This is a genomic window from Streptomyces sp. NPDC059247, from assembly GCF_042754005.1.
Lineage (GTDB): Bacteria > Actinomycetota > Actinomycetes > Streptomycetales > Streptomycetaceae > Streptomyces.
The window spans coordinates 252,539-277,634 of sequence record NZ_JBHYZW010000007.1; the positions used below are offsets into that span (position 1 = coordinate 252,539).

Below are 25,096 nucleotides of genomic sequence, written 5' to 3' on the forward strand. Positions count from 1 at the left end.
GAAGTGTGGGAGAAGGGGAAACGCGAAGGTGGCCAGTACGAGTGAATCGGCGGACCGGCTGACGCCCGTGCTGCGGCCGGTGCGGGCGGGCAACGGCTTCGAGGAGGCGCTGGAACAGATCCTCCAGGTGGTGCGGCTCGGTCTGGTGCCCGGCGGGGAACGGCTGCCCGCCGAGCGGGAACTGGCGGACCGGATGGGGATCAGCCGGGTGACGCTCCGCGAGGTCCTGAAGGTCCTCCAGGAGCAGGGGCTGGTGGAGAGCAGACGCGGCCGGTACGGCGGGACGTTCGTGCTCGCGCGCGCCCGGACGGCGGACGAGGGCGAGCTGCGCCGCCGGATCGCCTCGGTCGACATGGAGGACACCCTCCGCTTCCGTGAGGTCCTGGAGGTGGGCGCGGCGGGACTGTGCGCGGCCCACGGGCTCGACGCGGCGGGCGCCGGGCGACTTCGGGCCGCGCTCGCGGCGACCCATGACGCGCCGCTGGCCGACTACCGCCGCCAGGACACCCTGCTCCATCTCACGCTCGCCGAGCTGTCCGGCTCGCCGACGCTCACCGCCCGGTACGCGGCCGTCCGGGCGACCGTGAACGACCTGCTCGACTGCATCCCGCTGCTGGTGCGGAACCTGGAGCACTCCCAGCACCAGCACACCGCCGCGGTCGAGGCGGTGCTCGACGGGGACGCGGACGCGGCGCGCGAGGTGATGCGGGAGCACTGCTCGGGCACGGCGGCGCTGCTGCGGGGCTTCCTGACCTGACCCCGGGCCGAGCCTCGGCCAGGACCCGGGCGGGACCCGGGGCGGACCCCGCTCCGGGCGGACGGTGCGACGCGCCACGGGCCCGGCCCGCGTCACCCGAAAGTGGCGCACGGGGGTTGCGCTCCCCCGGCGGCCGACGCAAAGGTATGCCTCCAATCCATTGGGTCCGTTACGGGGAGCTGACGCTGCCATGACGCTCGACGAAACCTCCGGGAGCACCACCGGAAGCACGGCACCGCCGCAGGACGCGTACCTGGCCCGCCGGGCGCTGCGGCGCGGCAGCGCGGGCTGGCTGCTGCTCACCGGGCTCGGCGTCGCCTATGTCGTGTCCGGGGACTTCTCCGGCTGGAACATCGGTCTGTCGAAGGGCGGTTTCGGCGGTCTCGCCGTCGCCACCGTCCTGATGGGCGCGATGTACGCCTGTCTGGTCTTCGCGCTGGCCGAGCTCTCCGCCATCCTGCCCACCGCGGGCGGCGGTTACGGCTTCGCCCGGCGGGCACTCGGCACCTGGGGCGGGTTCCTCACCGGGACCGCGATCCTCATCGAGTACATCCTGGCGCCCGCCGCGATCTCGATCTTCATCGGTGACTACGTCGAGTCCCTCGGCCTCTTCGGTCTGGAGTCCGGCTGGCCGGTCCAGCTGGTGTGCTTCGCCCTGTTCATCGGCATCCATCTGTGGGGCGTGGGCGAGGCCCTGCGGTTCAGTCTGGTCGTGACGGCCATCGCGGTGACGGCGCTGGTGGTCTTCGCGATCGGCGCCCTCACCGACTTCCGTCTCGACGGGCTGAACGACATCCCGGTGGAGGAGGGGGCGTTCGGCGCGAACTCCTGGCTGCCGTTCGGACTCCTCGGGATCTGGGCCGCGTTCCCCTTCGGCATGTGGTTCTTCCTGGGCGTGGAGGGGGTGCCGCTCGCCGCCGAGGAGGCGAAGGACCCGGTGCAGTCGATGCCGAGGGCGCTCGCCACGGCCATGGGCGTCCTGGTGCTGCTCGCGGTCGTGACCTTCCTCGCCGCGACGGGCGCGCGCGGCGCGGCGGCGGTGCAGGACGCGGGCAATCCGCTGGTGGTGGCGCTCCAGGGGGACGGGGAGCCGACCGCGCTCAGCCGGTTCGTGAACTACGCGGGTCTCGCCGGACTCGTGGCGTCGTTCTTCTCCCTCATCTACGCCGGTTCGCGCCAGCTCTTCGCCCTCTCCCGGGCGGGCTACCTGCCCCGCTTCCTCTCCCTGACCAGCCGCCGCAAGTCGCCGTACCTCGGGCTGCTGATCCCGGGCGCGATCGGTTTCGCGCTGGCCGCCGGGACCGGGGACGGGGCCCGGATGCTGAACATCGCCGTGTTCGGCGCCACCATCTCGTACGCCCTGATGGCGCTCTCGCACATCGTGCTGCGGCGCCGCGAGCCGGGGCTGCACCGGCCGTACCGCACGCCCGGCGGGACGGCGACCTCGTCGGTGGCCTTCGTGCTCGCGCTGTCGGCCCTGGTGGCGACCTTCCTGGTGGACCGGACGGCCGCGTTCATGGCGCTCGGGGTGTACGTGATCGCCCTCGCCTACTTCGCGTTCTACAGTCGGCACCGTCTGGTGGCCAAGGCCCCGGAGGAGGAGTTCGCGGCGCTCGCCGCCGCCGAGGCCGAACTCGGCCGCGACTGACCCGGGCCCCGTCCCGTACCCCTGGAGGAAGCACGTGTCCCAGCCGCTCATCGGCGTGACCACCTATCTGGACCGGGCCCGTTGGGGGGTGTGGGACATGCGGGCCGCGCTGCTGCCGGAGCGGTATCCCCGGCTCGTCCGGGAGGGCGGGGGTTTGGCGGTGATGCTGCCGCCGGACCTGCCCGGGGCCGCGGCGGCGGTGGTGGCCCGGCTCGACGGCCTCGTGGTCGCGGGCGGGGCGGACGTCGAACCGGTGCGGTACGGGGCCGAGCCCGATCCGCGTACCGGCCCCCCGGCCAGGGAGCGGGACGCCTGGGAGCTGGCCCTGATCGACGCGGCCCTCGTCTCGGGGACCCCGCTGCTCGGCATCTGCCGGGGGATGCAGCTCCTCAACGTGGCCCGGGGCGGCACGCTGACGCAGCATCTGGACGGGCACGTGGAGGCGGTCGGGGTGATCGGGCGGCACGTGGTGAAGCCGGTGCCGGGGAGCCTGTACGGCTCGCTGGTGCCGGAGACCACCGAGGTGCCGACCTACCACCACCAGGCCGTGGACCGGTTGGGCGCGGGGCTCGCGCCCTCGGCGTACGCGGAGGACGGCACGGTGGAGGCGGTGGAACTGGCCGCCCCCGCCTGGGTCCTCGGTGTGCAGTGGCACCCGGAGATGGGCGAGGACCCGAGGGTGATGCGGGGCCTCGTCGCGGCGGCCTCGGGGGCGGGCCGGTAGCGGCCGGGGCGGGTCCGGTACGGCTCCGGGTGGTGGCCGTGGCCGTACCGCTCAGGCCGTCGCGCGGGCGGCGCGCAGGGTGGGCTCGTTCCGCGCCAGGAGGGTGTAGACGGCGGCGGAGACCGTCATGCCGACCGGCAGGGAGAGGTCGAGGCCACCGAGCGCGGCGGCGACCGGGCCCGTGTAGACGGTGTCGACGCAGAGGGCCGCCGTGGTCACGCCCGCGACGACGGCGAGGGCACCGGCCGGGTTGACTCCGCCGGTGTACCAGAAGGGGCCGGAGCGGGTCTCGTCGGAGAGCGCGGCACCGTCGTAGCGGCCCCGGCGGAGCAGGACGTCGGCGGCGTACACCGTCATCAGGGGGCCGCTCAGCACGGTAATCACCTGGAGGGCGTTGCTGACGGTGTCCAGGAAGTCGGAGACGAGCAGCCCGTACAGGGTGAGGGCGACGGCCACGCTCCCGTCGAAGAGGACGCTGACGGAGCGCCGGACGCGGAGGCCGACGGCCTGGAGGGCGAGTCCCGCGCTGTACGCGGTCAGGGCGTTGATGGCGATGGTGCCGAGGACCAGGGCGAGCAGGAAGACCGGGGCGAACCAGCCGGGCAGGATCTCCTGGAGTCCGGTCTGCGGGTCGCTCATGTCGACGACGGTGGCCGCCAGGGCGCCGAGGGAGCAGACGACGACACTGGGCAGGAAGGCGCCGAGCGCGGTCCAGCCGACGATCGCCCGCTTCGACGCGGTCCGGGGCAGATAGCGGGAGAAGTCCGCGCTCGTCGTGTACGAGAGGGGGCCCGAGGCGATCATCGTGACACCCGCGAGGAGCAGGGCCCAGAGGGCGGTCCCGGAGACCCGTCCGGCGGGGGCGTACGAGAAGTCGGCGTGCCGCAGGACCGCGAACGCGACGACCGTGAACGCCCCGGCGAGGACCAGGGTGATCGGCAGGTACAACCTGATGATCAGAGCGTGCCCGTAGACGCTGATGGCGAGGGTGAGCGCGGCGATGACCCCGATCACGGCCACCTTCACGGGGGTGGTGGCCGTGACGCCCGTCTTCTCGACCAGCGCGAAGGCGGCGGTCGCCGCGGCGGCGAGGTTGAGGGCGAAGTAGCAGACGGAGACGAGCCAGCCGCCTATCGCGTTGTTCACGCGGTTGCCGAGGACGCCGTAGACCGCCCGGGTGATCACCTCACTGGGAGCGCCCGCGGCCGGGCCCGAGGTGGCGAGCAGGCCCGTGAGCAGCCAGAAGAGGTTGCCCACGACGATCACGGCGAGGGCCTGCCAGAGGCTGAGCCCCATCAGGACGAGGGTGCCGCCGATGACGAGGCTGAGGTAGTTGACGTTCGCCGCCGCCCAGACCGAGAACAGTTCGCGGGGGTGTCCGTGGCGTTCTGAGTCGGGGATGTGGTCGATGCCGTGGGCCTCGATCCGGCCGGGCCGGTCGACGGCGGACGGATCGGCCGGAGCGCCCTGACTGCGTGGGAGCGGATCGGGGATCGTGGAAGCCATGCGGCCCTCCGGGTGCGTGTGGTGCCCACCTTGTTGCTTATTGGTCGCACACTCAATAGCATCCCGGGTATGCCGTCAAGCGTTCCGCAGAAGAGAGTTCGGAAATCTCCCGAGGCCCGTCGGGCCGAGATCGTGGAGACCGCCGCACGCGTGGCCCTCACGGAGGGGCTCGAATGCGTGACCCTGCGGCGGACGGCCGAGGAGCTGTCCGTCCGGCCCGGTCTGATCAGCCATTACTTCCCCTCGGCGGAGGAGCTGGTGGGCGAGGCGTTCAGCGTGGCCGCCACCGGCGAGCTCAACGCCCTGCTGCCCGCCGAACGCCCCCACGGGACCCCCGCGCAGTACCTCGCGCGCTACTTCGCCCTCTCGGGCGGCGAGGCGTACGACGACATCAGCCGCCTCTGGATCAACGCCCGGCACCTCAGCCGCTACCGGCCGGTCCTGCGCACCCGGGTCACCGAACAGGAACTCGCCTCCGACGACCGGCTCGAACAGCTCATCCGCGAGGGCGTCGCGCTCGGCGAGTTCCGCACCGACGACCCGCGCACCGCCGCCATCAAGATCCTGGTGGTGCTCGACGGCCTCGGCGCCCACGCCAACACCGACCGGACCGACCGTCCGGACGCCGTGACCCGACTGCCCGTCACCACGGCGGAACAGGCGCTGGGCCTGCCGTACGGCACGCTCACGAACCTGGCGCTGCCGGACGAGCCCCCGGCCGCCTGACCTGCCCTTTCCCCTTCCCCTTCCCCCGCAAGCCTTCCCGCAGCCGGGCGGGCGGTCTCCCGATCGCCCGCTCCTCCTCCTTCCGATCCGCCCGGTCCTTCTCCTCCCGATCCGCCCGATCTCCCTCCCTCCGGCCCGCCCCGATCCTCTGAGAACCTCCCCCGCGTCCCCCTCCTGGAGTACTCGTGCGCACCCGACTCGTCCTGCTCTCCGCCCGTCTGCTCGACCCCGGCACCGGGGCGGTCCTGCCGGAGACCGCGCTCGCCGTCTCCGACGACGGCCGGATCACCGCCCTCGGCGACGACCGGGAGATCCGCGCGCTCGCGGACCCCGCGACCACCGTCGTCGACCTCGGGGGAGCCGTGGTCACCCCCGGGCTCGTCGACGGCCACCTCCACCCGGTGACGGGCGCCGAACTCACCCACGGCCTGGACCTGTCGTACTGCGCCGACCTGGACGACGTCCGCGAGGCCCTCGCCCGGGAGGTGCGGAACCTCGGCCGGGGCGACTGGCTCTTCGGCTGGGGCCTCGACCCGAACGTCTTCGGCGGCCGGCCCGTCGGCACCGCCCCCTTCGACTCCGTCCTCGACGGCGTACCGGCCTTCCTGCTCCTCTTCGACGCCCACTCGGCGCTCGCCAGCCGCCGCGCCCTCGAACTCGCCGGGGTCGACGGCCCCCGCACCTTCGACCAGGCGTCCGCCGAGGTCGTCTGCGACGCCGACGGGCGCCCCACCGGACTGCTCCAGGAGGACGCGGCCTGCGAACTCGTCGAACGGATCGCTCCGCGCCCCACCCCCGAGGAGAGCCGGGAACGCCTCGCGGCGGCCCTGCGGTCCATGGCGGCGGCCGGACTCACCGGCGGCCACGCCATGGACGCCAACGGCGAGAGCCTCGCACTGTACGGACAGCTCGACGCGGCCGGTGAGCTGCCGCTGCGGCTCCGGGTGGCGCCCTGGTGCCAGCCCGGCACGGACACCGAGGGCGTACGGGCCCTCATCGAGCGGCAGGGCACCGGCGGGGACCTGTGGCGGGTCACGGGCGTGAAGCTCTTCATGGACGGGACCATCGACAACGGCACCGCGTGGCTGGAGCGCCCCGACTGCCACGGCGAGTCCACGCACGCGTTCTGGCCCGACCCGGCCGCGTACACCCGTGTCATCGGGGAGCTGCACCGGGCGGGCGTACCGACCGCGACCCACGCCATCGGCGACGCGGCCGTCCGGCACGCCCTGGACGCCGTGGAGCGGGCCCGCGCGAACGACGGCGGGACGGTACGGCACCGGATCGAGCACATCGAGACCGTGCCCGACGACACCCTGCGCCGCTTCGCCGAACTGGGCGTCCTCGCCTCCATGCAGCCCACCCACTGCTGCGACTTCACCCGCGCCGACCACACCGACAACTGGTCCCGCCGCCTCGGCGAGGAGCGGGCCTCGCACGCGTGGCGCTGCCGTGACCTGGCCGACTCCGGGGCCACCGTGGTCCTCGGCTCGGACTGGCCCATCGCGCCGTTCCCGCCGCTGGCCGTGATGGCCGGGGCCCGGCACCGGCGCCCGAGCCGCGACCTCAGCCAGGCGCCGCACGGCCCCGAGCAGGCGCTGACGCCCCTGGAGGCGCTGCGGGGCATGACGACGGCACCGGCGTACGCGGCGGGCGAGGAGGCGACGGCGGGCGGGCTCGCGGTGGGCCACCGCGCCGACCTCACGGTCTTCGCGGACAGCCCGCTGACCACGGCGGCCACGGACCTGCCGGACCTGCCGGTGCTGCTCACGGTCCTGGACGGCCGGATCACGCACCGGGCGCGGGAGATCTGAGAGGGCCTCGCCGGACCGCGCGCGCCCGGTGGGGCTGTGGTCCCCTCCCGGGGAGGCCCCTCGGTCTCCCCGGGAGTCCCCCGTCTCCCGGAAAGGGGCCCGCAGCCCCTCAGCCCGTCGGCCTGGCCCGGGTCAGGGACAGGAGGTCACGGGCCGGTCCTGTGGGGCGGTGGCCCGTCGGCCAGACCGCGCGGAGGTCGCGGCTCAGCCGGACCCCCTCGACGGGGACGGCGACCAGACGGCGGGAGGCCAGCTCCTCGGCGACCGCGAGTTCGCTGAGGACGGCGGGCCCCGCACCGCTGACCGCCGCCGCCTTCACCGCCGTGGTGGAGGCCAGTTCCAGGAGCGGGCGCGCCAGACCGCCGTACGCGGACAGCGCCGCGTCCAGGACCTGCCGGGTGCCCGAGCCGCGCTCCCGCAGGACCAGCGGGGTCGCGGCCAGCTCCGCCGGGAGCAGCGGACCGCGCCGACGGGCCCACGGGTGCGAGGGGGCGGTCACCACCGCGAGCCGGTCGTGGGCGACGACCACCCCGTCCAGGCCCTCGGGGACGGCGAGCCCCTCGACGAAGCCGATGTCCGCCTCGTTCCCGAGGAGCCGTTCCGCGACCACCGCCGAGTTCCCGGCCTGGAGCGACACCGCCGTGTCGGGCCGCTCGGCGCGCAGCGCGATCAGCCAGCCCGGCAGCAGGTACTCCGCGATCGTCATGGACGCGGCCACCCGCAGCCGGGAGTCCCGGCGCCCGCGCAGGGCCTGGGCGCCCGCGTCGAAGGCCTCCGCCGCCTCGACGATCCGGCGCGCCCAGTCCGTGACGAGCGCGCCCGCGTCGGTGAGCCGCGAGCCGCGCGGCGAGCGGTCCACCAGGGCGACGCCGAGCTGCCGTTCCATCGAGCGGATGCGGCTGCTCGCGGCGGGCTGGGTGATGCCGACCTCGCGGGCCGCGGCGCCGAGGCTCCCGTGCCGGGCGACGGCGAGGAGCAGTTCGAGCGCGCCGAGGTCCGGGACCCGGTGGTGGAGCTGCGGCCCGGCCCCCTCGTCGTGGGCTCCGCCGTACGTCCCGGCCCGCCGGGCGGCGGCCCGCACCCCGGCGGCGGACGCCCCTGCGCCGGGGGTCCCGGTGCCGGGTGTCCCCGTGCCGGGTGTCCCCGTGGTGGGCGTCCCCGTGAGGGGTGTCCCGCCGTCGTGCGTTCCGTCGCTCCGCGTCTCCCCGTTCGCACTCATAAAGCCAGCTTATGGCGTCATAGCCGCATGATCCCTGGTGGGGGCGGCGGAAGGGGGCGACGGTGGAGGCATGGCAAGCCTCGCACCTCCCCGTCCCGCCCTCCCCGCCGTCCACGGCGCCCGGCCCACCGCGTCCCCCGTCCGTTCCGTCCGGCATCTCGGCCCGAACTGGTACGCCTCCGTGATGGGCACGGCCGTCGTGGCCAACGCGGGCGCCGGGCTCCCGGCCGCCGGACCCGGTCTCCGTACGGCCTGCGCGGCGGTCTGGGCGCTCTCCCTCGCGATGCTGCTCGTCCTGCTCGCCGCCCGCGCGACCCACTGGGCCCGCCACCGCGACCAGGCCCGCGCCCACCTCCTCGACCCGGCGATGGCCCCCTTCTACGGCTGTCTCTCGATGGCGCTGCTCGCGGTCGGCGGCGGCGCGATGATCGTGGGCCGGGACTGGATCGGGCTCCCGGCGGCTGTGGCGCTGGACACCGTCCTGTTCACCGCGGGGACGGCCGTCGGGCTGGCGGCGGCGGTGGCGGTGCCGTACCTGATGGTGGTGCACCACCGGATCGAGAGCGCGTCCCCGGTGTGGCTGCTGCCGGTCGTCGCGCCGATGGTCTCCGCCGCCCTCGGCCCGCTGCTCGTGCCCCATCTGCCCGCCGGGCAGGCCCAGCAGACCCTGCTGATCGCCTGCTGGGCGATGTTCGGCGTCAGTCTGCTCGCGACCCTCGTCATGCTGCCGCTGGTGTTCGGCCGTCTGGTGACCGGCGGGCCGCTGCCGCTCGCGCTGACCCCCACGCTCTTCCTGGTGCTGGGTCCCCTGGGCCAGTCGACGACCGCCGCGAACAAGTTCGCCGACGTCGCCCCGGGCGTGCTGCCCGCCCCGTACGCGCAGGGCTTCGCCTCCTTCGCCGTCCTCTACGGCGTGCCCGTGATGGGCTTCGCGCTGCTGTGGCTCGCGCTGTCCTCGGCGATGGTGCTGCGGGCGCGGCGGCAGGGCATGGGCTTCGCGATGACGTTCTGGGCGTTCACCTTCCCCGTCGGGACCTGTGTGACCGGTGCCGAGGGACTCGCCCAGCACACCGGGCTCGCCGTCTTCCGGTGGCTGGCGGTCGGCCTGTACGTGCTCCTCGTCGCAGCGTGGCTGCTGGCCGGGACGCACACCCTGCGCGGGCTCGTCAGCGGCGCGCTGCCCGCAGGGCCCGCGCCAGCTCTCCCGGAGCCTCGGCCAGCGACGGCCCGTACCAGGTGAGCATCCGTCCGTCCACGAGCGCGGCGGCGGTCCCGGGGAAGGCCTCGGGGCCGTCCTCGCGGGTGAAGCGGTAGGGCTCGTCGGGCAGGACGACGAGGTCGGGCGCGGTGGCGCGGAGCGCGTCGAGCGGGACGCGCGGATAGCGCTCGGGGTGGTCGGCGTACAGGTTCCGCACCCCGAGCCGGGCGAGCAGGTCACCGGCGAAGGTGTCACGGCCGAGGACCATCCAGGGGCGGCGCCAGACCGGGACGACGGCGGTGCGCGGCTCCTCCGGGACGACCGCGGCCCAGGCGGCGGCGGCCTCGTCCAGCCAGCGGGGCCGCCGGGGGGAGCCGCAGACGGCGAGGACGCGGGCGAGTTCGTCCAGGGCCTGGTCGAGGGTCCGGATCCCGGTGACGAGGACATCGGCGCCCGCCGCCCGCAGTGCGGCGAGGTCGGGGGCGCGGTTCTCCTCCTCGTTGGCGAGGACCAGGTCGGGGCGGAGGGCGAGGATCGCGGGGACGTCGGGGTTCTTGGTGCCGCCGATCCGGGCGACGTCGAGCCCGGCGGGCCGGACGCACCAGTCGGTGGCCCCGACGAGGACTCCGGGCACGGTGACGGCGACGGTCTCGGTCAGCGAGGGCACGAGGGAGACGACCCTCATGGTGTCCCCCGTGGTGCCCCTGAGGGGGAGACGACCTTCAGCGTGTCCCCCTGTGGTGCCCGCACCAGGGGAACGGCCCCGACGCCCCTCATGGTGTCCCGTGGTGCCTCCCGGCGGTCCGGTCCGGCCGCCGGGACCTTCACCCGGTCCCGGTTCCCGCCCCGGCCCAGGCCCCGGCTCACTCCTCCTCGGCCTCGACGTGTTCGGCGATCGCCACGACGAGCAGCCGGGTGCCCGGTTCGGTGGCGCGCCAGCGGTGGCGGACCCCGCCGGAGAGGTAGAGGGTGTCGCCGCGCCCCAGCCGGTGGGCGCGGCCCTCGGCCTCGACCTCGGCGGCGCCGTCGGCCACGTAGAGCAGTTCGTCGTTGCGGTGCTGGAACTCGCGGCCCGCGTCCTGCTCCCCGGTGAACTCCATCGCGTGCAGCTGGTGGCGGCCCCTGACCAGGGACCGGACGCCGGGCGGTAGTGCGGCGGAGCGCTCGTCGGCCCGTACGACGTCGACGGTGCGGGCGGCCTCGGCGGCGGCGAGGAGTGCGCCGGACGTGGTCTCCAGGGCTCCGGCGACGAGTTCGAGGGAGCGGCGGCTCGGCCGGGCCCGGTCGTTCTCGACCTGGCTGAGGAAGGGCACGGACAGGCCGCTGCGGGAGGAGACGACGGCCAGGGTGAGCTGGAGCGCTCTGCGTCGCCTCTTGACGGCCGCGCCCACCCGGGGTGATTCCTTCTCGTCCATGTCGGCTCCCTCCCTCGTGCCTCGCGCGTCCCGTACCGGGCGGTTACCTGAACCTTACGCAGCTTTGGGGCGGGGTTTCGCGTCGTGCCGGAAAGGGGTGGTCGCCGGACACGCTCGGCGACCACCCCTTTTCGGACAGGAACCGCTCCGCGGTACGGCGAGCGGTCCGGCCCGGGGGCGCTACGGGGTGAGCTTCTCCGCGAGGCCCGGTTCGCTGTCGAGCCAGGTGCGGACGGCCTCCTGCTCCTTGCTCTTGCCGGTCTTCTGGATGACCGCTTCGAGGTCGGTGAGCTGCTTCTCCGTCAGCTCGAAGCCCTTGAGCCAGGCCGCGACCTCCGGGTTGTCCCCGGTGAATCCCTTACGGGCGAGGGTGTGGACGCCGTCGCCCTCGCCCCAGGTGCCCCGGGGGTCGTCGAGCTTCTTCAGGTCGTGGGCGGAGTAGGCCCAGTGCGGGGACCAGAGGGTGACGACGACCGGTTCCTTGCGCTCGTACGCGCGCTTGAGCTCGGCGAGCATCCCGGGCGTGGAGCCGTCGACGACCTCGTACTCGCCCTCGAGTCCGTACTCCTTGAGCACCTTGTCCTTCAGGATGCCCATCATTCCGGCGCTGGGCTCGATGCCGACGATCCGGCCCTTGAACCGGTCGCCCTGACCCTTGAGGTCGGCGAGGGAGTCGACGCCTTCGACGTACGAGGGGACGGCCAGCTCCAGCGACGTGGGCCCGTACCAGGAACCGAGGTCCTCCAGCTTGTCCTGGTACTTCTCCCAGTACTGCGCGTGGGTGACGGGCAGCCAGGCGTCGGTCTGGAAGTCGAGCTGGCCACCGGCCAGACCCGTGTAGAGGGCGCCCGCCTCCAGCTGCTTGGTGTCGACCTCGTAGCCCTTGCGCTCCAGGAGTTCCTTCCAGAGGTACGTGGAGGCGATGCCCTCGTCCCAGGGGATGTATCCGATGCTGATCTTCTTGCCGTGGGCGCCGTTCGGTCCCGTGGTGCCCGCGGGGCCGCCGAAGAGGCTCGTACCACCGGCGACCAGGGCGAGGACGACGACACCGACGAGCGCGGTGACGGGCTGCGGGCGGTGGGCCCAGAGCTTCGCGCCGGGGCGCTTGGCGCTCGCCGCCGCGCGGGCCTTGGCGGCGGCGCGGCGGCCCAGCGGGGAGACCTGACGGCCGAGCGCGCCGGTCATCCGGTCCAGGTACATGGCGAGGACGACGATGGAGACGCCCGCCTCGAAGCCGAGGCCGATGTCGACGTTGCCGATGGCCCGGTAGACGGCGCCGCCGAGTCCGCCGCCGCCGACCATGCCCGCGATGACGACCATGGAGAGGCCCAGCATGATGACCTGGTTGACACCGGCCATGATCGTCGGGAGGGCGAGCGGGAGCTGCACCCGCAGCAGCGTGTTGCGCGGGGTGGTGCCGAAGGCTTCGGCGGCCTCGACGAGTTCGCCGTCGACCTGACGGATGCCCAGCTCGGTCATGCGCACGCCCGGGGGCAGCGCGAAGACGATGGTGGCGATGATGCCGGGGACGACGCCGACGCCGAAGAAGATGATGCCGGGGATGAGGTAGACCATCGCGGGCATGGTCTGCATGAAGTCGAGGACGGGCCGCATGACGGCGCTGACGGTCTTCGAACGGGCCGCCCAGATGCCGAGCGGCACGGCGATGACCAGGGTCACCAGGGTGGCGACGAGCACCAGGGAGAGCGTCGCCATGGCCTCGTCCCAGAGCTGGACCGAGTCGACGAGCACGAAGCCCGCGAAGGCGAGGACACCGGCGGCGAGGCCGCGCAGCCACCAGGCGACGACGGCCAGGACGCCCGCGAAGAGCAGCGGGTGCGGCGCGGACAGGACGGCGTCGATGCCGTCGTAGAGGCCGGTGACGCCGGAGCTGATGGCGTCGAACAGCCAGGAGAACTGGGCCTGGAGCCAGTCGACCGAGCTGTCGACCCACTCTCCGAGGGGGAGCCTAGGCACGGGCGGTCACCTCCTCCTGCTCCCGGGCGTCCCCGGCGGTCGTGGTCCGCCGGGCACCGGACGTGTCGCGGGCGCTCTTCGCGGGGCCGGTGCCGTCGGTGGGACCGGTGTTCTCTGTGGGGCTGATGCCTTCGGTGGGGCTGGTGTCTCCTGTGGGGCCGGTGTTCTTCGCGGTGTCCGCTTTCCTCGCCGGGCCGGTGGGGCTCGTGCGTGCCGGGCGCGGGGGCGCACTCGTATCCGCGCCCGTGCTCGTACGTGTAAGGGGACCCGTACGGGGACCCGTAGGGGTGTCGGCGGCGCCGAGGCCGCCCATGACGCCGAGGAGGCGTTCGGTGGGGACGACTCCCAGAACGGCGCCGTCGGCGTCCACGACGGTCACGGGATGCGGGGTGCGGGCGGCCACGGCGCACAGGTCGGCGACGAGCGTGTCCGGTCCGACGGGACGGCAGGGGCAGTCGGCGGGGCACTCCGCGGGGACCGCGCCGTCGGTCATGACGGCGGCGGCGGTGAGCACCCGGGAGCGGTCGACGTCCTGGATGAAGGAGGCCACGTAGTCGTCGGCGGGGCGGACGAGGATGTCCTCCGCGGTGCCGAGCTGCACGATCCGGCCGTCCCGCATGACGGCGATGCGGTCACCAAGGCGCATGGCCTCGTTGAGGTCGTGGGTGATGAAGACGATGGTCTTCTTCAGCCGCTGCTGGAGGACGAGCAGCTGGTCCTGCATGTCCCGCCGGATGAGCGGGTCGAGCGCGCTGAAGGACTCGTCCATCAGGAGCAGGTCGGCGTCGGTGGCGAGCGCGCGGGCCAGACCGACCCGCTGCTGCATCCCGCCGGAGAGTTCGTCGGGCCAGGACTTCTCCCAGCCGGCCAGACCGCACAGCTCCAGGGCCTCGGCGGCGCGGGGCTCGCGCTCGGCGCGCGGGACGCCCTGCACCTCCAGGCCGTAGGCGGCGTTCTCCAGAACGTTCCGGTGCGGGAACAGAGCGAAGTGCTGGAAGACCATGCTGATCTTGGTGGAGCGGACCGCACGGAGGTCGCGGGGGGACAGCGCGGTCAGATCACGTCCGTCGAAGAGGACCCGGCCCGCGGTGGGTTCGAGCAGGCCGTTGAGCATACGGAGCAGGGTGGACTTGCCCGATCCGGACAGCCCCATCACGACGAAGATCTGGCCGGGCTCGACGGTGAAACCGGCGTCCACGACGGCTGCTGTCGTCCCCTCGGCGCGCAGCTCCTCGCGGTCGGCACCGTCGACGAGCCTGCGGACGGCTTCGTCGGGTCGTCTGCCGAACACCTTGAACAGGTGATCGGCCTGGAGCCTGGACACATAAACCTCACGGGTAGCGACGAGAACGGCCCGCCACCCCCGCGCGGCCGGGCCGTGGAGCGGGCGGGATCGGCCCGCGGGCCCGTCACGTACGAGGATTCCTTGGTTGAATCCCGTACCGGGTTCCGCTCCGGGCTCGCGCCTGCCCGCCTTCACAGGGTGCAAACGCAAAGGTGACGTGGGTCACTCTGGGGGATTCCAGGGGGACGGCCACCGAGGGGAGCAGAGGGCCGCAGGTGGGGACTCCGTGGCGGCGAGGGGGCTTTGTCGTGGCGCGGGGCAGTGCCCCCGTGGCGACAGGGGCTCCCTTGGCAGTACGAAACCTGCGAGGCATGGGGGCCGCCCACTGCGGCGCGGGGCCTGTGGGCGGCCAGGGGGCCACGGCGGCACGGGCCGCGACGGGCACGGGGCCTGCGGCAGGGGGCTTGTGGCGGCTGCGGCGCCCGTGGTGACACGGCCCCGCCCGCCGCCGCGCGGGGCTCGCGGCGGCACGGCTCCGGCGCCCGCTGTCGGACCGCGCCATAAAATAGGGGAGGTGACTCGACGCCTCATGCTCCTCGACACCGCAAGCCTCTACTTCCGCGCCTACTTCGGCGTGCCGGACTCGGTCCGCGCCCCCGACGGCACTCCCGTCAACGCCGTGCGCGGGCTGCTCGACTTCATCACCCGGCTCGTCCAGGACCACCGCCCGGACGACCTGGTGGCCTGCTGGGACGACGACTGGCGCCCGCAGTGGCGGGTGGACCTGATCCCCTCGTACAAGGCGCACCGGGTCGCCGTCGAGACGGAGACCGGCCCGGACGAGGAGGAGGTCCCGGACACCCTGTCCCCGCAGGTGCCGGTGATCGAGGAGGTCCTCGCGGCACTGGGCATCGCCCGGATCGGGGCGCCCGGGTACGAGGCGGACGACGTGATCGGCACCCTGACCGCGCGCGCCGGGGGGCCCGTGGACATCGTCACCGGCGACCGGGACCTGTTCCAGCTCGTGGACGACGCCAGGGGCGTACGCGTGCTGTACCCGCGCAAGGGGGTCGGCGACTGCGACCTGGTCGACGCGGAGCTGATCCGGGAGAAGTACGGGGTGGAACCCGACCGGTACGCGGACTTCGCCGCCCTGCGCGGCGACGCCAGCGACGGCCTGCCCGGCGTGAAGGGCATCGGTGAGAAGACCGCGGCCCAGCTGATCACGGAGTACGGGGATCTGGCGGGCGTCCGGGCCGCCGCCGAGGACCGCACGTCGAAGCTGACCCCGGCCAAGCGGCGCGGGATCGTGGAGGCCGCCGCCTATCTGGACGTGGCACCGACGGTGGTGCGGGTCGCCCAGGACGTACCGCTGCCCGCGTTCGACCCGGCCCTGCCCGCCGCCCCGCACGACCCGGCCGCACTGGACGCTCTGGTGAAGCGCTGGGGGCTCGGCGGGGCGGTGGGACGCCTGCTGCCGGTGCTGGAGCACTGAGCCGCGCGGGGCGCACTGTGGCGACGTAGCCTGGAGATGCTAGCTTAGGCATACCTAAGTCTTAGGCATACCTAAGTGAGTCGAGTCAGGAGGCCCCCGTGGCGGAGCAGCCCCGCAAGGCACCGAAGGCCACCGAAGCGCACGTGGTGCGCACCGAACGGATCACGCCGCACATGGTGCGGGTCGTCCTCGGCGGCCCCGGACTCGACGCGTTCGAGATCGGCGCCCACACCGACCATTACGTGAAACTGCTGTTCGCCCCCGAGGGGGTCTCCTACCCGGAGCCGTTCGACATGGAGCGGATCCGGGCGGAGTTCCCCCGGGACCAGTGGCCGACCACGCGGACGTACACCGTGCGCACCTGGGACCAGGTCCACCGGGAACTGACCATCGACTTCGTCGTGCACGGCGACGAGGGCCTCGCAGGTCCATGGGCCGCGCGGGCGACGGCGGGCGAGACGGTGCGCTTCCTCGGTCCCGGCGGCGGCTACGCCCCGGACCCGGCGGCCGACTGGCACCTCCTCGTGGGCGACGAGAGCGCGCTCCCGGCGATCGGGGTGGCCCTGGAGGCGATGCCCGCCGGTGCGCGGGTCCACGCGCTCGTGGAGATCTCGGACCCCGCCGAGGAGCAGAAGTTCGCCACGGAGCACGGCATCCACGTCACTTGGCTGCACCGGGGCGAGCGCCCCGCGGGCCAGGCACTCGTCGAGGCGGTACGGGCCCTGGACTTCCCGGCGGGCGACGTCCACGCCTTCGTCCACGGCGAAGCCGGACTCGTGAAGGAACTCCGCCACCACCTGCGCCTGGAACGCGAGATCCCCCGCGACCGCCTGTCCATCTCGGGCTACTGGCGCCTGGGCAAGTCGGACGAGGCCTGGCGAGCGATCAAGCGCGAGTGGAACGACCAGGTGGAGCAGGAGCAGGAAAGCTGACGAGGGGGAGGGGCCCCCTCCCCCCCCTCCCCTCCCCCCCTCCCCCTCCCCCTCCCCGCCCACCCACACCCACACCCACACCCACACCCACAAGGCTCGCGCGCCCCAGGCGCCCCCACCTCAGACGCCCGCCCGCCCCGGGCCGCTCCCAGGCGATCCCAGGCCGCCCAGCCCGCAGCGCTTCACCACTCCCCGGGCAGCCCCCACCCCTTGGGGCACGTCACCCTCGCGCCCCATCCCCGACCACGCCGCCACCGCACCGCGCCCCCGAGGTCCGTAGCCCACCCCCCACTCAGGGCTTCGCCAACTCCCGGGCCCGGGGCCCCGGTCGCTCCCTCCCTCCTCCGGGGGTCACCCTCCCCGCCCCCGAGGCCCCTCCTCAGCCCCCATTCACCCCCGGATCACCCACACCCCTCCGCCCCTCTCCCCGCCGCTAAGTCGCCGGACCGAAGGCGCGGTTGGAGGCGTCCATCTGGGCCAGACGGCGCAGGGCCGAGAAGATCGCGTCGCCGATGACCGTGCCGACGACCACGCTCTCGACGAGTTCCTCGCGTGCGACCTGGTGGGCCACATAGTCGACATCGGCCCGCGCCACGCCTTCCGCGGCGGCGGCGTAGGCGCCCAGGACCTCGGCGAAGGCTCCGTGCCCGACCTCTTCGAGGGCCGCGAGGGCCGTCGCCAGCGACTCGGCCGCCGGGCTGCCCGGGTGGGCACGCCAGCCGCGCGCTTCGATAAGGTCGGCGACCGACTTCCGCGCCTCGTCCATGCCGGTTCCCGGCTCACGGTCGTAACGCGGCACCATGCGACTGGCCGCCGTGCCGAGCAGTTTGTGCACCGGTTTCTCGACGTCGTCGACGGCGACGATCACCTCCCTGATGGCCGCGACCGAAAGGCCGCCCACATCGAGGAGCGCCCGGATCAGACGGAGGCGCTGTAGGTGCGTCTCTCCGTACGAGGCCTGGTTCGGGCTCGTCAGTTCCCCGGCCGGCAGCAGGCCTTCCCGTACATAGAACTTGATCGTCGGCACCGAAACCCCGGCTCTACGACTCAACTCTCCGATGCGCAAAGCGTGTTCACCTTTCAGGTCGTGCTCCGGCCTTGCCGACCGGCACCCCCATCATAGATAGTGGCGCTATCAGATAGTGGCTAGTTCCACTATCCATAGTTTCCCATGGGGGGAATCCCTATGCCTTCGCTCATCCCGGTCACCCGGCTGCATCGGCCACTGACCTGGTTCGCCACCTCGATGGGCGTCTTCGCCCTCGTCTCCGCCGCCGGCATCCTCGTCGACGACCGCGTCCTGGTCGGGGTGCCGATCTGGACCAAACCCTTCAAGTTCTCCGTCTCCTTCGTCGCCTACGGGTTCTCGCTGGCCTGGATGCTGTCGCTGCTCCCCCGGGGCCGACGGATCGGTTGGTGGGCCGGGACGGTGGTGGTCGTCGCCGGCACGGCCGAGATGGTCCTCATCACCCTCCAGGTGATCCGGGGCACCCAGAGCCACTTCAACCAGGCCACCCCCTTCGACAGCGCCGTCTTCCAGTTCATGGGCGCCACCGTCGCCTTACTGTGGCTGGGCGCCCTGGCCATCGCGGTCCTGCTGCTCCGGGCCCGCATACTCGACCGGGCCATGGCCTGGTCCGTCCGCCTCTCCTCCCTGATAGCCCTGGCCGGTGCCGCCGTGGGCTTCCTGATGCTGGAACCCACCCCGGAACAACTGACCAGGCCCGACTCCCCCATCGTGGGCGCCCACTCCGTCGGCGTCCCGGACGGCGGCCCCTCCATGCCTCTGACCGGCTGGGCCGACACCGGCGGCGACCTGCGGGTGGCGCACTTCTTCGGGATGCACGCGCTCCAACTGCTCCCGCTGCTCCTGCTCGTCCTCGCCGCCCTCGCCCCGCGCTTCGCCCGCCTCGCCGACGAGCGGGTCCGGCTCCGGCTCACCCTCACGGCGGCGGGCGCCTACACCGCGACCTTCCTCCTGCTGACCTGGCAGGCACTGCGCGGCCAGGCCCTGCTCTCCCCCGACGCCACGACACTGGTGGCCGCGGGCACGATCACACTGCTCGGCGCCACCGTCACCGCCCTCTCGCTCCGACTGCCGACCGGCACTCCCGTGCCCGCCCCGGCGCCCGCCCGCACCGAGGAGGTCTCGGCATGACCAGCTCCCTCTTCAGCCTGGCCTTCTACCTGGTGGCGCCCGTCTGGCTGCTGATGCTCTTCGCACCGACCTGGCGGATCACCGAACGCGTCGCGGCCTCACCCCTCACCGTCGTACCGATCCTGATCCTCTGGGCGGTCCTCGCCGTACCCGTCCTGCCCGAACTGTGGTCGGCGGTCAGCAGCCCGGACCTCGACACCTTCCGTGACCTGGCCGCCCTCGGGAACGGCGCCGGGGCGATCTGGGCGCAGATCCTCGCCTGGGACCTGCTGATCGGCCAGTGGATGTACCGCGAGGCGCGCCGCCTCGCCGTTCCTCCCCTCCTCATGTCCCCGCTGCTCCTCCTGACGATCTTCCTCTCGCCCCTCGGCCTCCCTCTCTTCCTGATCGTCCGCGCGGTACGGACGACCAGGAAATCCACCGTGCGTCCGTCGACGGTTCCTCTACGCTGACGGGATGCTCGACACCGACCGCGCCGTGGGCGCCGTCCTCGGCTCGGCTGTGGGCGACGCTCTCGGCGCCCCCTTCGAATTCGGCCTCCCCGGTGTCTTCCGGGAGCGTTTCCCCGACGGCGTCGGGGAGTTGTGCGGAGGCGGTGGCTGGGACCCCGGCGAGGCGACGGACGACACGCAGATGGCGGTCCTCGTCGCCGAGTCCTTGCTCGAACGGGGCGGCCTCGATCTGCCGGACCTCTTCGCCCGGTTCCGCCGCTGGGCGGCGGCCGACCCCAAGGACATCGGCCTCCTCACCGAACAGGTGCTCCTCGGCGAGGCCCCCTGGGACCTGGCGGCCGACCTGCACTTCCAGGTCAACGGCCGGGGCGCGGGCAACGGCGCCCTGATGCGGGCCTCCACCTCCGCCGTGCGCTTCGCGGCCCACGGCCGCGCGGTCACGATGGACGCGGGGCGCCGGATCAGTGCCCTGACCCATGGTGACGGCGCCGCTTGGGAGGGAACGGCCGTCCTCCACGAACTGGTCCGTGTCTCCCTGCTCGGCGAGGACCCGCTCACCGCCCTGCCCGCCACCCTCGCCGAAGTGGCACCGGCCCACCGGGAACGCTGGGCGACGGTCCTCGCCCCCGACTGGCACCCGGACCGCGCCACCGAGTTCAACGGCGCGGTGTGGCCCTGCCTGGGCTCGGCCGTCTGGGCGCTCCGCACCACCGCCTCCTTGGAAGAGGCCCTGGTGGCGGCGGTCGACCTGGGCGGTGACACCGACACCGTGGCCGCCGTCACCGGGACGCTGGCGGGCGCCGTGTACGGAGCATCGGCGATCCCCGCCCGCTGGACCTCCTCCCTCCATGTCCCGCTGCCCGGCTTCGACGGCCGGGTGCTGCGCGCGGACGACCTCCGGGCCCTCGCGACGGCTCTGGCGTCCACGTCACCCTGCTGAGCGGCGGTGCCGGACCGAGGCCACCGCCCCCGGACACCACCCGACCGCCCCAGCCCGGCGCCGCGCCCCTCATTCCCGGGCCCCCACCTCAAGCCCTCGCCTCAAGCCCTCGCCTCAGGCCGTCACTCCCGAGCCCTAGCCTCCAGGCCGTCTCCCCTCCAGGCCGTCACTCCCGTGCCCGCACCCTCGCCCGTACGTCTCTGTCCGGCTGGAGAGTGAGGCTCGGGACGGGGTTGATCTCGTCGGCCGTGACGTCCAGGTGGTAGCGGCGGGACAGGACCGCGAGGATCAGGACCGCTTCCACCAGGGCGAATCGGGTGCCGAGGCAGACGCGCGGACCACCGCCGAAGGGGAACCAGGCGTACTCGTGTATCTCCTCGGCCGGCCCGCCCTCCTTCTCCAGCCAGCGCTCGGGGCGGAACGTCTCGGCGTCGCGGTACCAGCGGGGGTCGCGCTGGGTCACCCACTGGCTCGACCAGACGCGGGTGCCGACCGGGACGGGCATACCGCCCAGGGTGGCGCCCTCCTTCGCCAGGCCCGTGATCAGCCAGATCGTGGGATAGAGCCGGAGGGTCTCCTTGATGACCGCCTGGGCGTAGGGCAGGGACGCGTAGTCCTCGTACCCCGGTTCATGGTCGGCGAGGACCCGGTCGAGCTCCTCGGTGAGCGCGTCCCGGACGCGGGGGTTGCGGGAGAGCAGGTACCAGGCCCAGACCAGGGTGGAGCTGGTGGTCTCGTGACCGGCGACGTAGAGCGTGACGGTCTCGTCGCGGATCTCCTGGTCCGAGAGGGAGGAACCGGTCTCGTCGGTGGCCGCCAGGAGACGGCTGAGCAGGTCGTCCCGCTCGCTCCTGGCGTCGCGTTGCTGCGAGAGGACACGGGAGACCTCGGCGTCGATCACAGCAGCCGCCCGCTTGATCCGGGCGCGTCCCGGAGTGGGGAACCAGTCGGGGAGCACCGCTCCGATGCCGCTGAACTCGGCCCCGATCTCCTTCTGCGCGATGTCCATGGCACGGCTGATGGCATCGGCGTCCGCGGCGGTGTCGACCCCGAAGATGGTGCGGACGGCGATGAGTTGAGTGAGAGCGGCCATCTCCTTCTTGATGTCCACCCGCTGTCCGTCGGTCCAGCGGTCCGCGAGGGCGACGGCGCACTCGGTCATGGTCGCCGCGTAGGAACGGACCTGCTTGGGCCGGACGGAGGGCTGCACCAGGGACCGCTTGCGCCGCCAGTCGGCCCCTCTGGAGACGATGACACCGTCGCCGAGGAGGGTGCGGAAGGCGATGCCTAGGTCCGCCTGGTCGAAGGTGCGCTCGACCTCGGTGAGGAGTTCGCCGACGGCGTCGGGGTGAGCGATGAAGAGACAGGGCTTGCCGCCGAACTGCCAGCGGACGAAGTCGCCCCGGTCCCGGAGCCGTTCGAAGAAGAGGAGCGGATTCTTGCCGAAGGCCGGGAGGTTCCCGAGGAAGGGGACACCGCGCGGCCCGTCGACGACGACCGGGAGCGCCTTCGACGCCACCCCGTCGTCCAGAAGCACCGCCCTCTCCCCCAGCGCTGCCGTCTCCCCCAGTAATGCCCGGTCTCCCAGAGCCGTTCCCTCTCCCGGAACCACCCTGCCCTTCGCCTCCGCCGCGCCCTCCGGAGCCGATCCGGCGGCCTCCCCCTGCCCTCGCCCCTCGCCCGGTGCCCCGGCCTGCGGATGGCCTGCCTGCGTGGTCATGAACGTCCCCTCCCCAACTCGCCGTTCCTGCCGGTGAGTCCATGCAAGCGGAACCGTCCTCCGCCCGCCACCCCTGTGGACAACGGCCTGTGGACAACGTCACCGAAACCCACCCGTACGGAGGAAGCAGCCCACGCCGATGAAACGCCTGGTGCCCGTGGCGAATGCGCCACGGGCACCAGATCACGGACAGGAGACGGAGGACCCGCCCCGGCCCGGGAGACGGAAACCCCTCCCCCGGGCCAGGAGGCAGAGAGCCCGCCCCCGAGCGGAGGGCAGGGGCCAGAGGGTCCGTCAGCCCACGGAGCTGTAGGCCACGACACCCCTCAGCAGGGAGTCGACCGCCTTGCGGGCGTTCTTGGCGACGGTGCTGTTCTCCCTGGGCGCCGCCGCCGCGATCTGGCCGAGGACGTCGATGACCTGCTTGCACCAGCGGACGAAGTCACCGGCGGGCATCTCCGCCTCGCGCAGCACCTCGTCGAGGCTCTTGTCGGAGGCCCACTGGTGGGCGGCCCAGGCGAAGCCGAGGTCGGGCTCTCGCTGGCCGACCCCCTCCGCCTGGTTGATCTTGAACTCCTCTTCGAGGGCGTCGAGCCTGCCCCAGATCCGCACCATCTCACCGAGCGCCGTCTTGGCCGCGCCGCTGGGCAGCTTCGGTGCGACGGCGTCGTCGGACTGGCGCGCCTCGAAGACCAGCGCGGAGGCGCAGGCGGCGAGTTCGGGCGGGGTGAGGCCCTCCCAGACCTCGTCACGAAGGCATTCGCTGGCCAGCAGATCGAGCTCGCCGTAGAGCCGGGCGAGGCGCTTGCCGTTCTCCGTGACCTCGTTGCCCCGGAGGTAGTCGAGCTCCGTGAGGAGCGCCACGATCCGGTCGAAGGTGCGGGCGATGGTGTTGGTGCGGCCCTCGATGCGCCGTTCCAGCTGCTGGGTGTCGCGCTGGAGCCGGTGGTAGCGCTCGGCCCAGCGGGCGTGGTCCTCGCGCTCGGCGCAGCCGTGGCAGGGGTGGGCGCGGATCTCGGTGCGCAGTCGGGCGATCTCGCGGTCGTCGGCGGCTGCGGCGCGCTGCTTGTGGTGCCGTTCGGGGTCGATGTGTCCGGCCTTGCTCCGCAGGGTGGAGGCGAGGTCGCGGCGGGACTGCGGGGAGCGCGGGTTGAAGGACTTGGGGATCCTCATCCGCTCCAGGGGCTCGACCGGGACGGGGAAGTCGATGGAGGCGAGCCTCTTGACCTGCCGCTCGGCGGTGAGGACGAGGGGGCGCGGCCCGTCGTGGTGCTCGAAGCCCCGGTGTCCGTTGGTCCGTCCGGCCGGGATGCCGGGGTCGAGGACGAGGGCGAGGCCGGCGAACTTGCCGGTGGGGACGTGGATGATGTCGCCGGGCTTGAGCTTCTCCAGGGAACTCGCGGCCTGGGCGCGGCGCTGGGCGACGCCCTGCCGGGCCAGCTCCGTCTCGCGGTCCTTGAGGTCGCGGCGGAGCCGCGCGTACTCCTCGAAGTCTCCGAGGTGGCAGGTCATGCCTTCGCGGTAGCCCTCGATCCCCTCCTCGTTGCGCTGGACCTGGCGGGAGATGCCGACGACGGAGCGGTCCGCCTGGAACTGGGCGAAGGAGGTTTCGAGGAGTTCGCGGGAGCGATGCCTGCCGAACTGGTCGACGAGGTTGACCGCCATGTTGTACGAGGGCTTGAAGCTGGAGCGCAGGGGGTAGGTGCGGGTGCCCGCGAGTCCGGCGAGGTGCTCGGGGTCGAGTCCGCGCTGCCAGAGGACGACGGCGTGGCCCTCGACGTCGATGCCCCGGCGTCCGGCGCGGCCGGTGAGCTGGGTGTACTCGCCGGGGGTGATGTCGGCGTGCTGCTCGCCGTTCCACTTGACGAGCTTCTCCAGGATGACGGTCCGCGCGGGCATGTTGATGCCGAGGGCGAGCGTCTCGGTGGCGAAGACGGCCTTGACGAGGCCTCGGACGAAGAGGTCCTCGACGACTTCCTTGAAGGTCGGGAGCATACCCGCGTGGTGGGCGGCGATGCCGCGCTCCAGTGCTTCGAGCCATTCGTAGTAGCCGAGGACGTGCAGGTCCTCGTCGGGGATGGCGGCGGTGCGCTCCTCGACGATCTCCCGGACACGGCGGCGGCCCTCGTCGTCGTTGAGCCGGAGTCCGGCGTAGAGGCACTGCTGGACGGCGGCCTCGCAGCCCGCGCGGCTGAAGATGAAGGTGATGGCGGGCAGGAGCCCTTCGGCGTCGAGGCGCTCGATGACCTCGGGGCGGCCGGGGGTCCAGATGCGGGAGCGCTGGCGGCGCTCGCGCTCCCGGTCGGCTTCGCGGACCATCTTGCCCCGGCGGCGGTCGCGCGGGTTGTACGTGCGCGTGTTCTCGGTGCGGGCGAGGCGGAGGAGGTCGGCGTTGACCTCGCGGCGGGCGGCGCCCCGGCCGCCGTGGTCGGTCTCCTCCTCGAAGAGGTCGTACATCCGGCGTCCGGCGAGGACGTGCTGCCAGAGGGGGACGGGGCGGCTCTCGGAGACGATGACCTCGGTGTCGCCGCGGACGGTGTCGAGCCAGTCGCCGAACTCCTCGGCGTTGGAGACGGTCGCGGAGAGCGAGACGAGCGTGACGGACGCGGGGAGGTGGATGATCACTTCCTCCCAGACGGCGCCGCGGAAGCGGTCGGAGAGGTAGTGGACCTCGTCCATCACGACGTAGCCGAGGCCGGAGAGCGTCTGGGAGCCCGCGTACAGCATGTTGCGGAGGACCTCGGTGGTCATGACCACGATCGGCGCGTCTCCGTTGACGCTGTTGTCGCCGGTGAGCAGGCCGACCTTGTCGTTGCCGTACCGCTTGACGAGGTCGGCGTACTTCTGGTTCGACAGCGCCTTGATGGGGGTCGTGTAGAAGCACTTGCGGCCCTGGGTGAGGGCGAGGTGGACGGCGAACTCGCCGACGATGGTCTTGCCGGAGCCCGTGGGAGCGGCGACGAGCACGCCCTTGCCCGCTTCCAGGGCCTGGCAGGCCTCGATCTGGAAGGGGTCCAGATCGAATTCGTACATCTCGCGGAACGGGGCCAGTGCGGTGGCCTGCTCGGCGTTGCGGGCGCGGGCGGCCGCGTACGCCTGGGCGGGTGTGAGGTCCTCTGTCATCTTGTCT

19 protein-coding genes and 1 pseudogene are annotated in these 25,096 nt (G+C 73.0%); 11 read left to right on the top strand and 9 right to left on the bottom strand.

The genetic code is table 11. The annotated features are described in order from the left end of the window. The first annotated feature begins 28 nt into the window (after positions 1 to 28). From ACFXGN_RS16475 to ACFXGN_RS16485, 3 genes are all read left to right on the top strand, one after another. Complete coding sequence (locus ACFXGN_RS16475) at positions 29 to 757, top strand: FCD domain-containing protein (RefSeq protein WP_366442384.1); 729 nt, start codon at positions 29 to 31, stop codon at positions 755 to 757. 190 nt (positions 758 to 947) lie between these two features. Beyond that, the gene (gene eat / locus ACFXGN_RS16480; protein ID WP_384859077.1) at positions 948 to 2,405 is read left to right on the top strand and encodes an ethanolamine permease; all 1,458 of its coding nucleotides are present in this window, start codon (positions 948 to 950) and stop codon (positions 2,403 to 2,405) included. Between the two features lie 34 nt (positions 2,406 to 2,439). Next, positions 2,440 to 3,129: a gamma-glutamyl-gamma-aminobutyrate hydrolase family protein gene (locus ACFXGN_RS16485; protein ID WP_384859080.1), complete on the top strand. Its 690-nt coding sequence runs from the start codon at positions 2,440 to 2,442 to the stop codon at positions 3,127 to 3,129. Between the two features lie 51 nt (positions 3,130 to 3,180). On the opposite strand, the gene ACFXGN_RS16490 is transcribed toward ACFXGN_RS16485, so the two are convergent. After that, a complete protein-coding gene (locus tag ACFXGN_RS16490) occupies positions 3,181 to 4,635 on the bottom strand; it encodes a purine-cytosine permease family protein (RefSeq protein WP_384859082.1) in 1,455 nt (484 codons plus the stop codon). A gap of 69 nt (positions 4,636 to 4,704) precedes the next feature. On the opposite strand from ACFXGN_RS16490, the gene ACFXGN_RS16495 reads away from it, so the two are divergent. Beyond that, positions 4,705 to 5,361, top strand: a complete 657-nt coding sequence (locus ACFXGN_RS16495) for a TetR/AcrR family transcriptional regulator (protein WP_384859084.1) — start codon at positions 4,705 to 4,707, stop codon at positions 5,359 to 5,361. 185 nt (positions 5,362 to 5,546) lie between these two features. Continuing rightward, positions 5,547 to 7,175: an amidohydrolase gene (locus tag ACFXGN_RS16500; RefSeq protein WP_384859087.1), complete on the top strand. Its 1,629-nt coding sequence runs from the start codon at positions 5,547 to 5,549 to the stop codon at positions 7,173 to 7,175. Positions 7,176 to 7,284: 109 nt separating this feature from the next. Here the strand turns inward: ACFXGN_RS16500 and ACFXGN_RS16505 are convergent, their stop codons facing one another. Next, on the bottom strand, positions 7,285 to 8,394 hold the full coding sequence (locus ACFXGN_RS16505) for a LysR family transcriptional regulator (RefSeq protein WP_384859089.1): 1,110 nt from the start codon (positions 8,392 to 8,394) through the stop codon (positions 7,285 to 7,287). A gap of 70 nt (positions 8,395 to 8,464) precedes the next feature. On the opposite strand from ACFXGN_RS16505, the gene ACFXGN_RS16510 reads away from it, so the two are divergent. Then, positions 8,465 to 9,634 carry a TDT family transporter gene (locus ACFXGN_RS16510; protein ID WP_384859090.1) on the top strand — a complete coding sequence of 390 codons (1,170 nt, stop codon included), beginning with the start codon at positions 8,465 to 8,467 and terminating at the stop codon, positions 9,632 to 9,634. On the opposite strand, the gene ACFXGN_RS16515 is transcribed toward ACFXGN_RS16510, so the two are convergent. The 4 genes and pseudogenes from ACFXGN_RS16515 to ACFXGN_RS16530 all read right to left on the bottom strand — a co-directional run. After that, positions 9,561 to 10,277 carry a helical backbone metal receptor gene (locus ACFXGN_RS16515; protein WP_384859093.1) on the bottom strand — a complete coding sequence of 239 codons (717 nt, stop codon included), beginning with the start codon at positions 10,275 to 10,277 and terminating at the stop codon, positions 9,561 to 9,563. The genes ACFXGN_RS16510 and ACFXGN_RS16515 overlap by 74 nt on opposite strands. Positions 10,278 to 10,455: 178 nt before the next feature. Further along, a complete protein-coding gene (locus tag ACFXGN_RS16520) occupies positions 10,456 to 11,007 on the bottom strand; it encodes a helix-turn-helix domain-containing protein (protein ID WP_384859095.1) in 552 nt (183 codons plus the stop codon). Between the two features lie 180 nt (positions 11,008 to 11,187). Next, the gene (locus ACFXGN_RS16525; protein WP_384859098.1) at positions 11,188 to 12,984 is read right to left on the bottom strand and encodes an ABC transporter permease/substrate binding protein; all 1,797 of its coding nucleotides are present in this window, start codon (positions 12,982 to 12,984) and stop codon (positions 11,188 to 11,190) included. Between the two features lie 280 nt (positions 12,985 to 13,264). After that, positions 13,265 to 14,308, bottom strand: a pseudogene (locus tag ACFXGN_RS16530) (glycine betaine/L-proline ABC transporter ATP-binding protein); the annotation flags it as partial. 550 nt (positions 14,309 to 14,858) lie between these two features. Here ACFXGN_RS16530 and ACFXGN_RS16535 point away from each other — a divergent pair. Further along, positions 14,859 to 15,764, top strand: a complete 906-nt coding sequence (locus ACFXGN_RS16535) for a 5'-3' exonuclease H3TH domain-containing protein (RefSeq protein ID WP_384859188.1) — start codon at positions 14,859 to 14,861, stop codon at positions 15,762 to 15,764. Positions 15,765 to 15,862: 98 nt separating this feature from the next. Then, positions 15,863 to 16,696 (top strand): siderophore-interacting protein, encoded by an 834-nt coding sequence (locus ACFXGN_RS16540; RefSeq protein ID WP_384859101.1) that lies wholly within the window; start codon positions 15,863 to 15,865, stop codon positions 16,694 to 16,696. 433 nt (positions 16,697 to 17,129) lie between these two features. On the opposite strand, the gene ACFXGN_RS16545 is transcribed toward ACFXGN_RS16540, so the two are convergent. Then, positions 17,130 to 17,762 (bottom strand): MerR family transcriptional regulator, encoded by a 633-nt coding sequence (locus ACFXGN_RS16545; RefSeq protein ID WP_384859104.1) that lies wholly within the window; start codon positions 17,760 to 17,762, stop codon positions 17,130 to 17,132. 120 nt (positions 17,763 to 17,882) lie between these two features. Here ACFXGN_RS16545 and ACFXGN_RS16550 point away from each other — a divergent pair, with 120 nt between their 5' ends. From ACFXGN_RS16550 to ACFXGN_RS16560, 3 genes are read left to right on the top strand one after another with little or no spacing between them, the layout of a single operon-like run. Beyond that, positions 17,883 to 18,854 (top strand): hypothetical protein, encoded by a 972-nt coding sequence (locus ACFXGN_RS16550; RefSeq protein ID WP_384859106.1) that lies wholly within the window; start codon positions 17,883 to 17,885, stop codon positions 18,852 to 18,854. Next, complete coding sequence (locus tag ACFXGN_RS16555) at positions 18,851 to 19,306, top strand: ABA4-like family protein (RefSeq protein ID WP_384859109.1); 456 nt, start codon at positions 18,851 to 18,853, stop codon at positions 19,304 to 19,306. The genes ACFXGN_RS16550 and ACFXGN_RS16555 overlap by 4 nt, the downstream gene beginning before the upstream one ends. 4 nt (positions 19,307 to 19,310) lie before the next feature. Beyond that, positions 19,311 to 20,246, top strand: a complete 936-nt coding sequence (locus ACFXGN_RS16560) for an ADP-ribosylglycohydrolase family protein (protein WP_384859112.1) — start codon at positions 19,311 to 19,313, stop codon at positions 20,244 to 20,246. 166 nt (positions 20,247 to 20,412) lie between these two features. Here the strand turns inward: ACFXGN_RS16560 and ACFXGN_RS16565 are convergent, their stop codons facing one another. Together ACFXGN_RS16565 and ACFXGN_RS16570 are read right to left on the bottom strand one after the other, a co-directional pair. Next, positions 20,413 to 21,783, bottom strand: coding sequence for a cytochrome P450 (locus tag ACFXGN_RS16565; RefSeq protein WP_384859115.1), 1,371 nt, complete (start codon positions 21,781 to 21,783; stop codon positions 20,413 to 20,415). Positions 21,784 to 22,260: 477 nt separating this feature from the next. After that, positions 22,261 to 25,089 (bottom strand): DEAD/DEAH box helicase, encoded by a 2,829-nt coding sequence (locus ACFXGN_RS16570; RefSeq protein WP_384859118.1) that lies wholly within the window; start codon positions 25,087 to 25,089, stop codon positions 22,261 to 22,263. Positions 25,090 to 25,096: the final 7 nt, after the last annotated feature.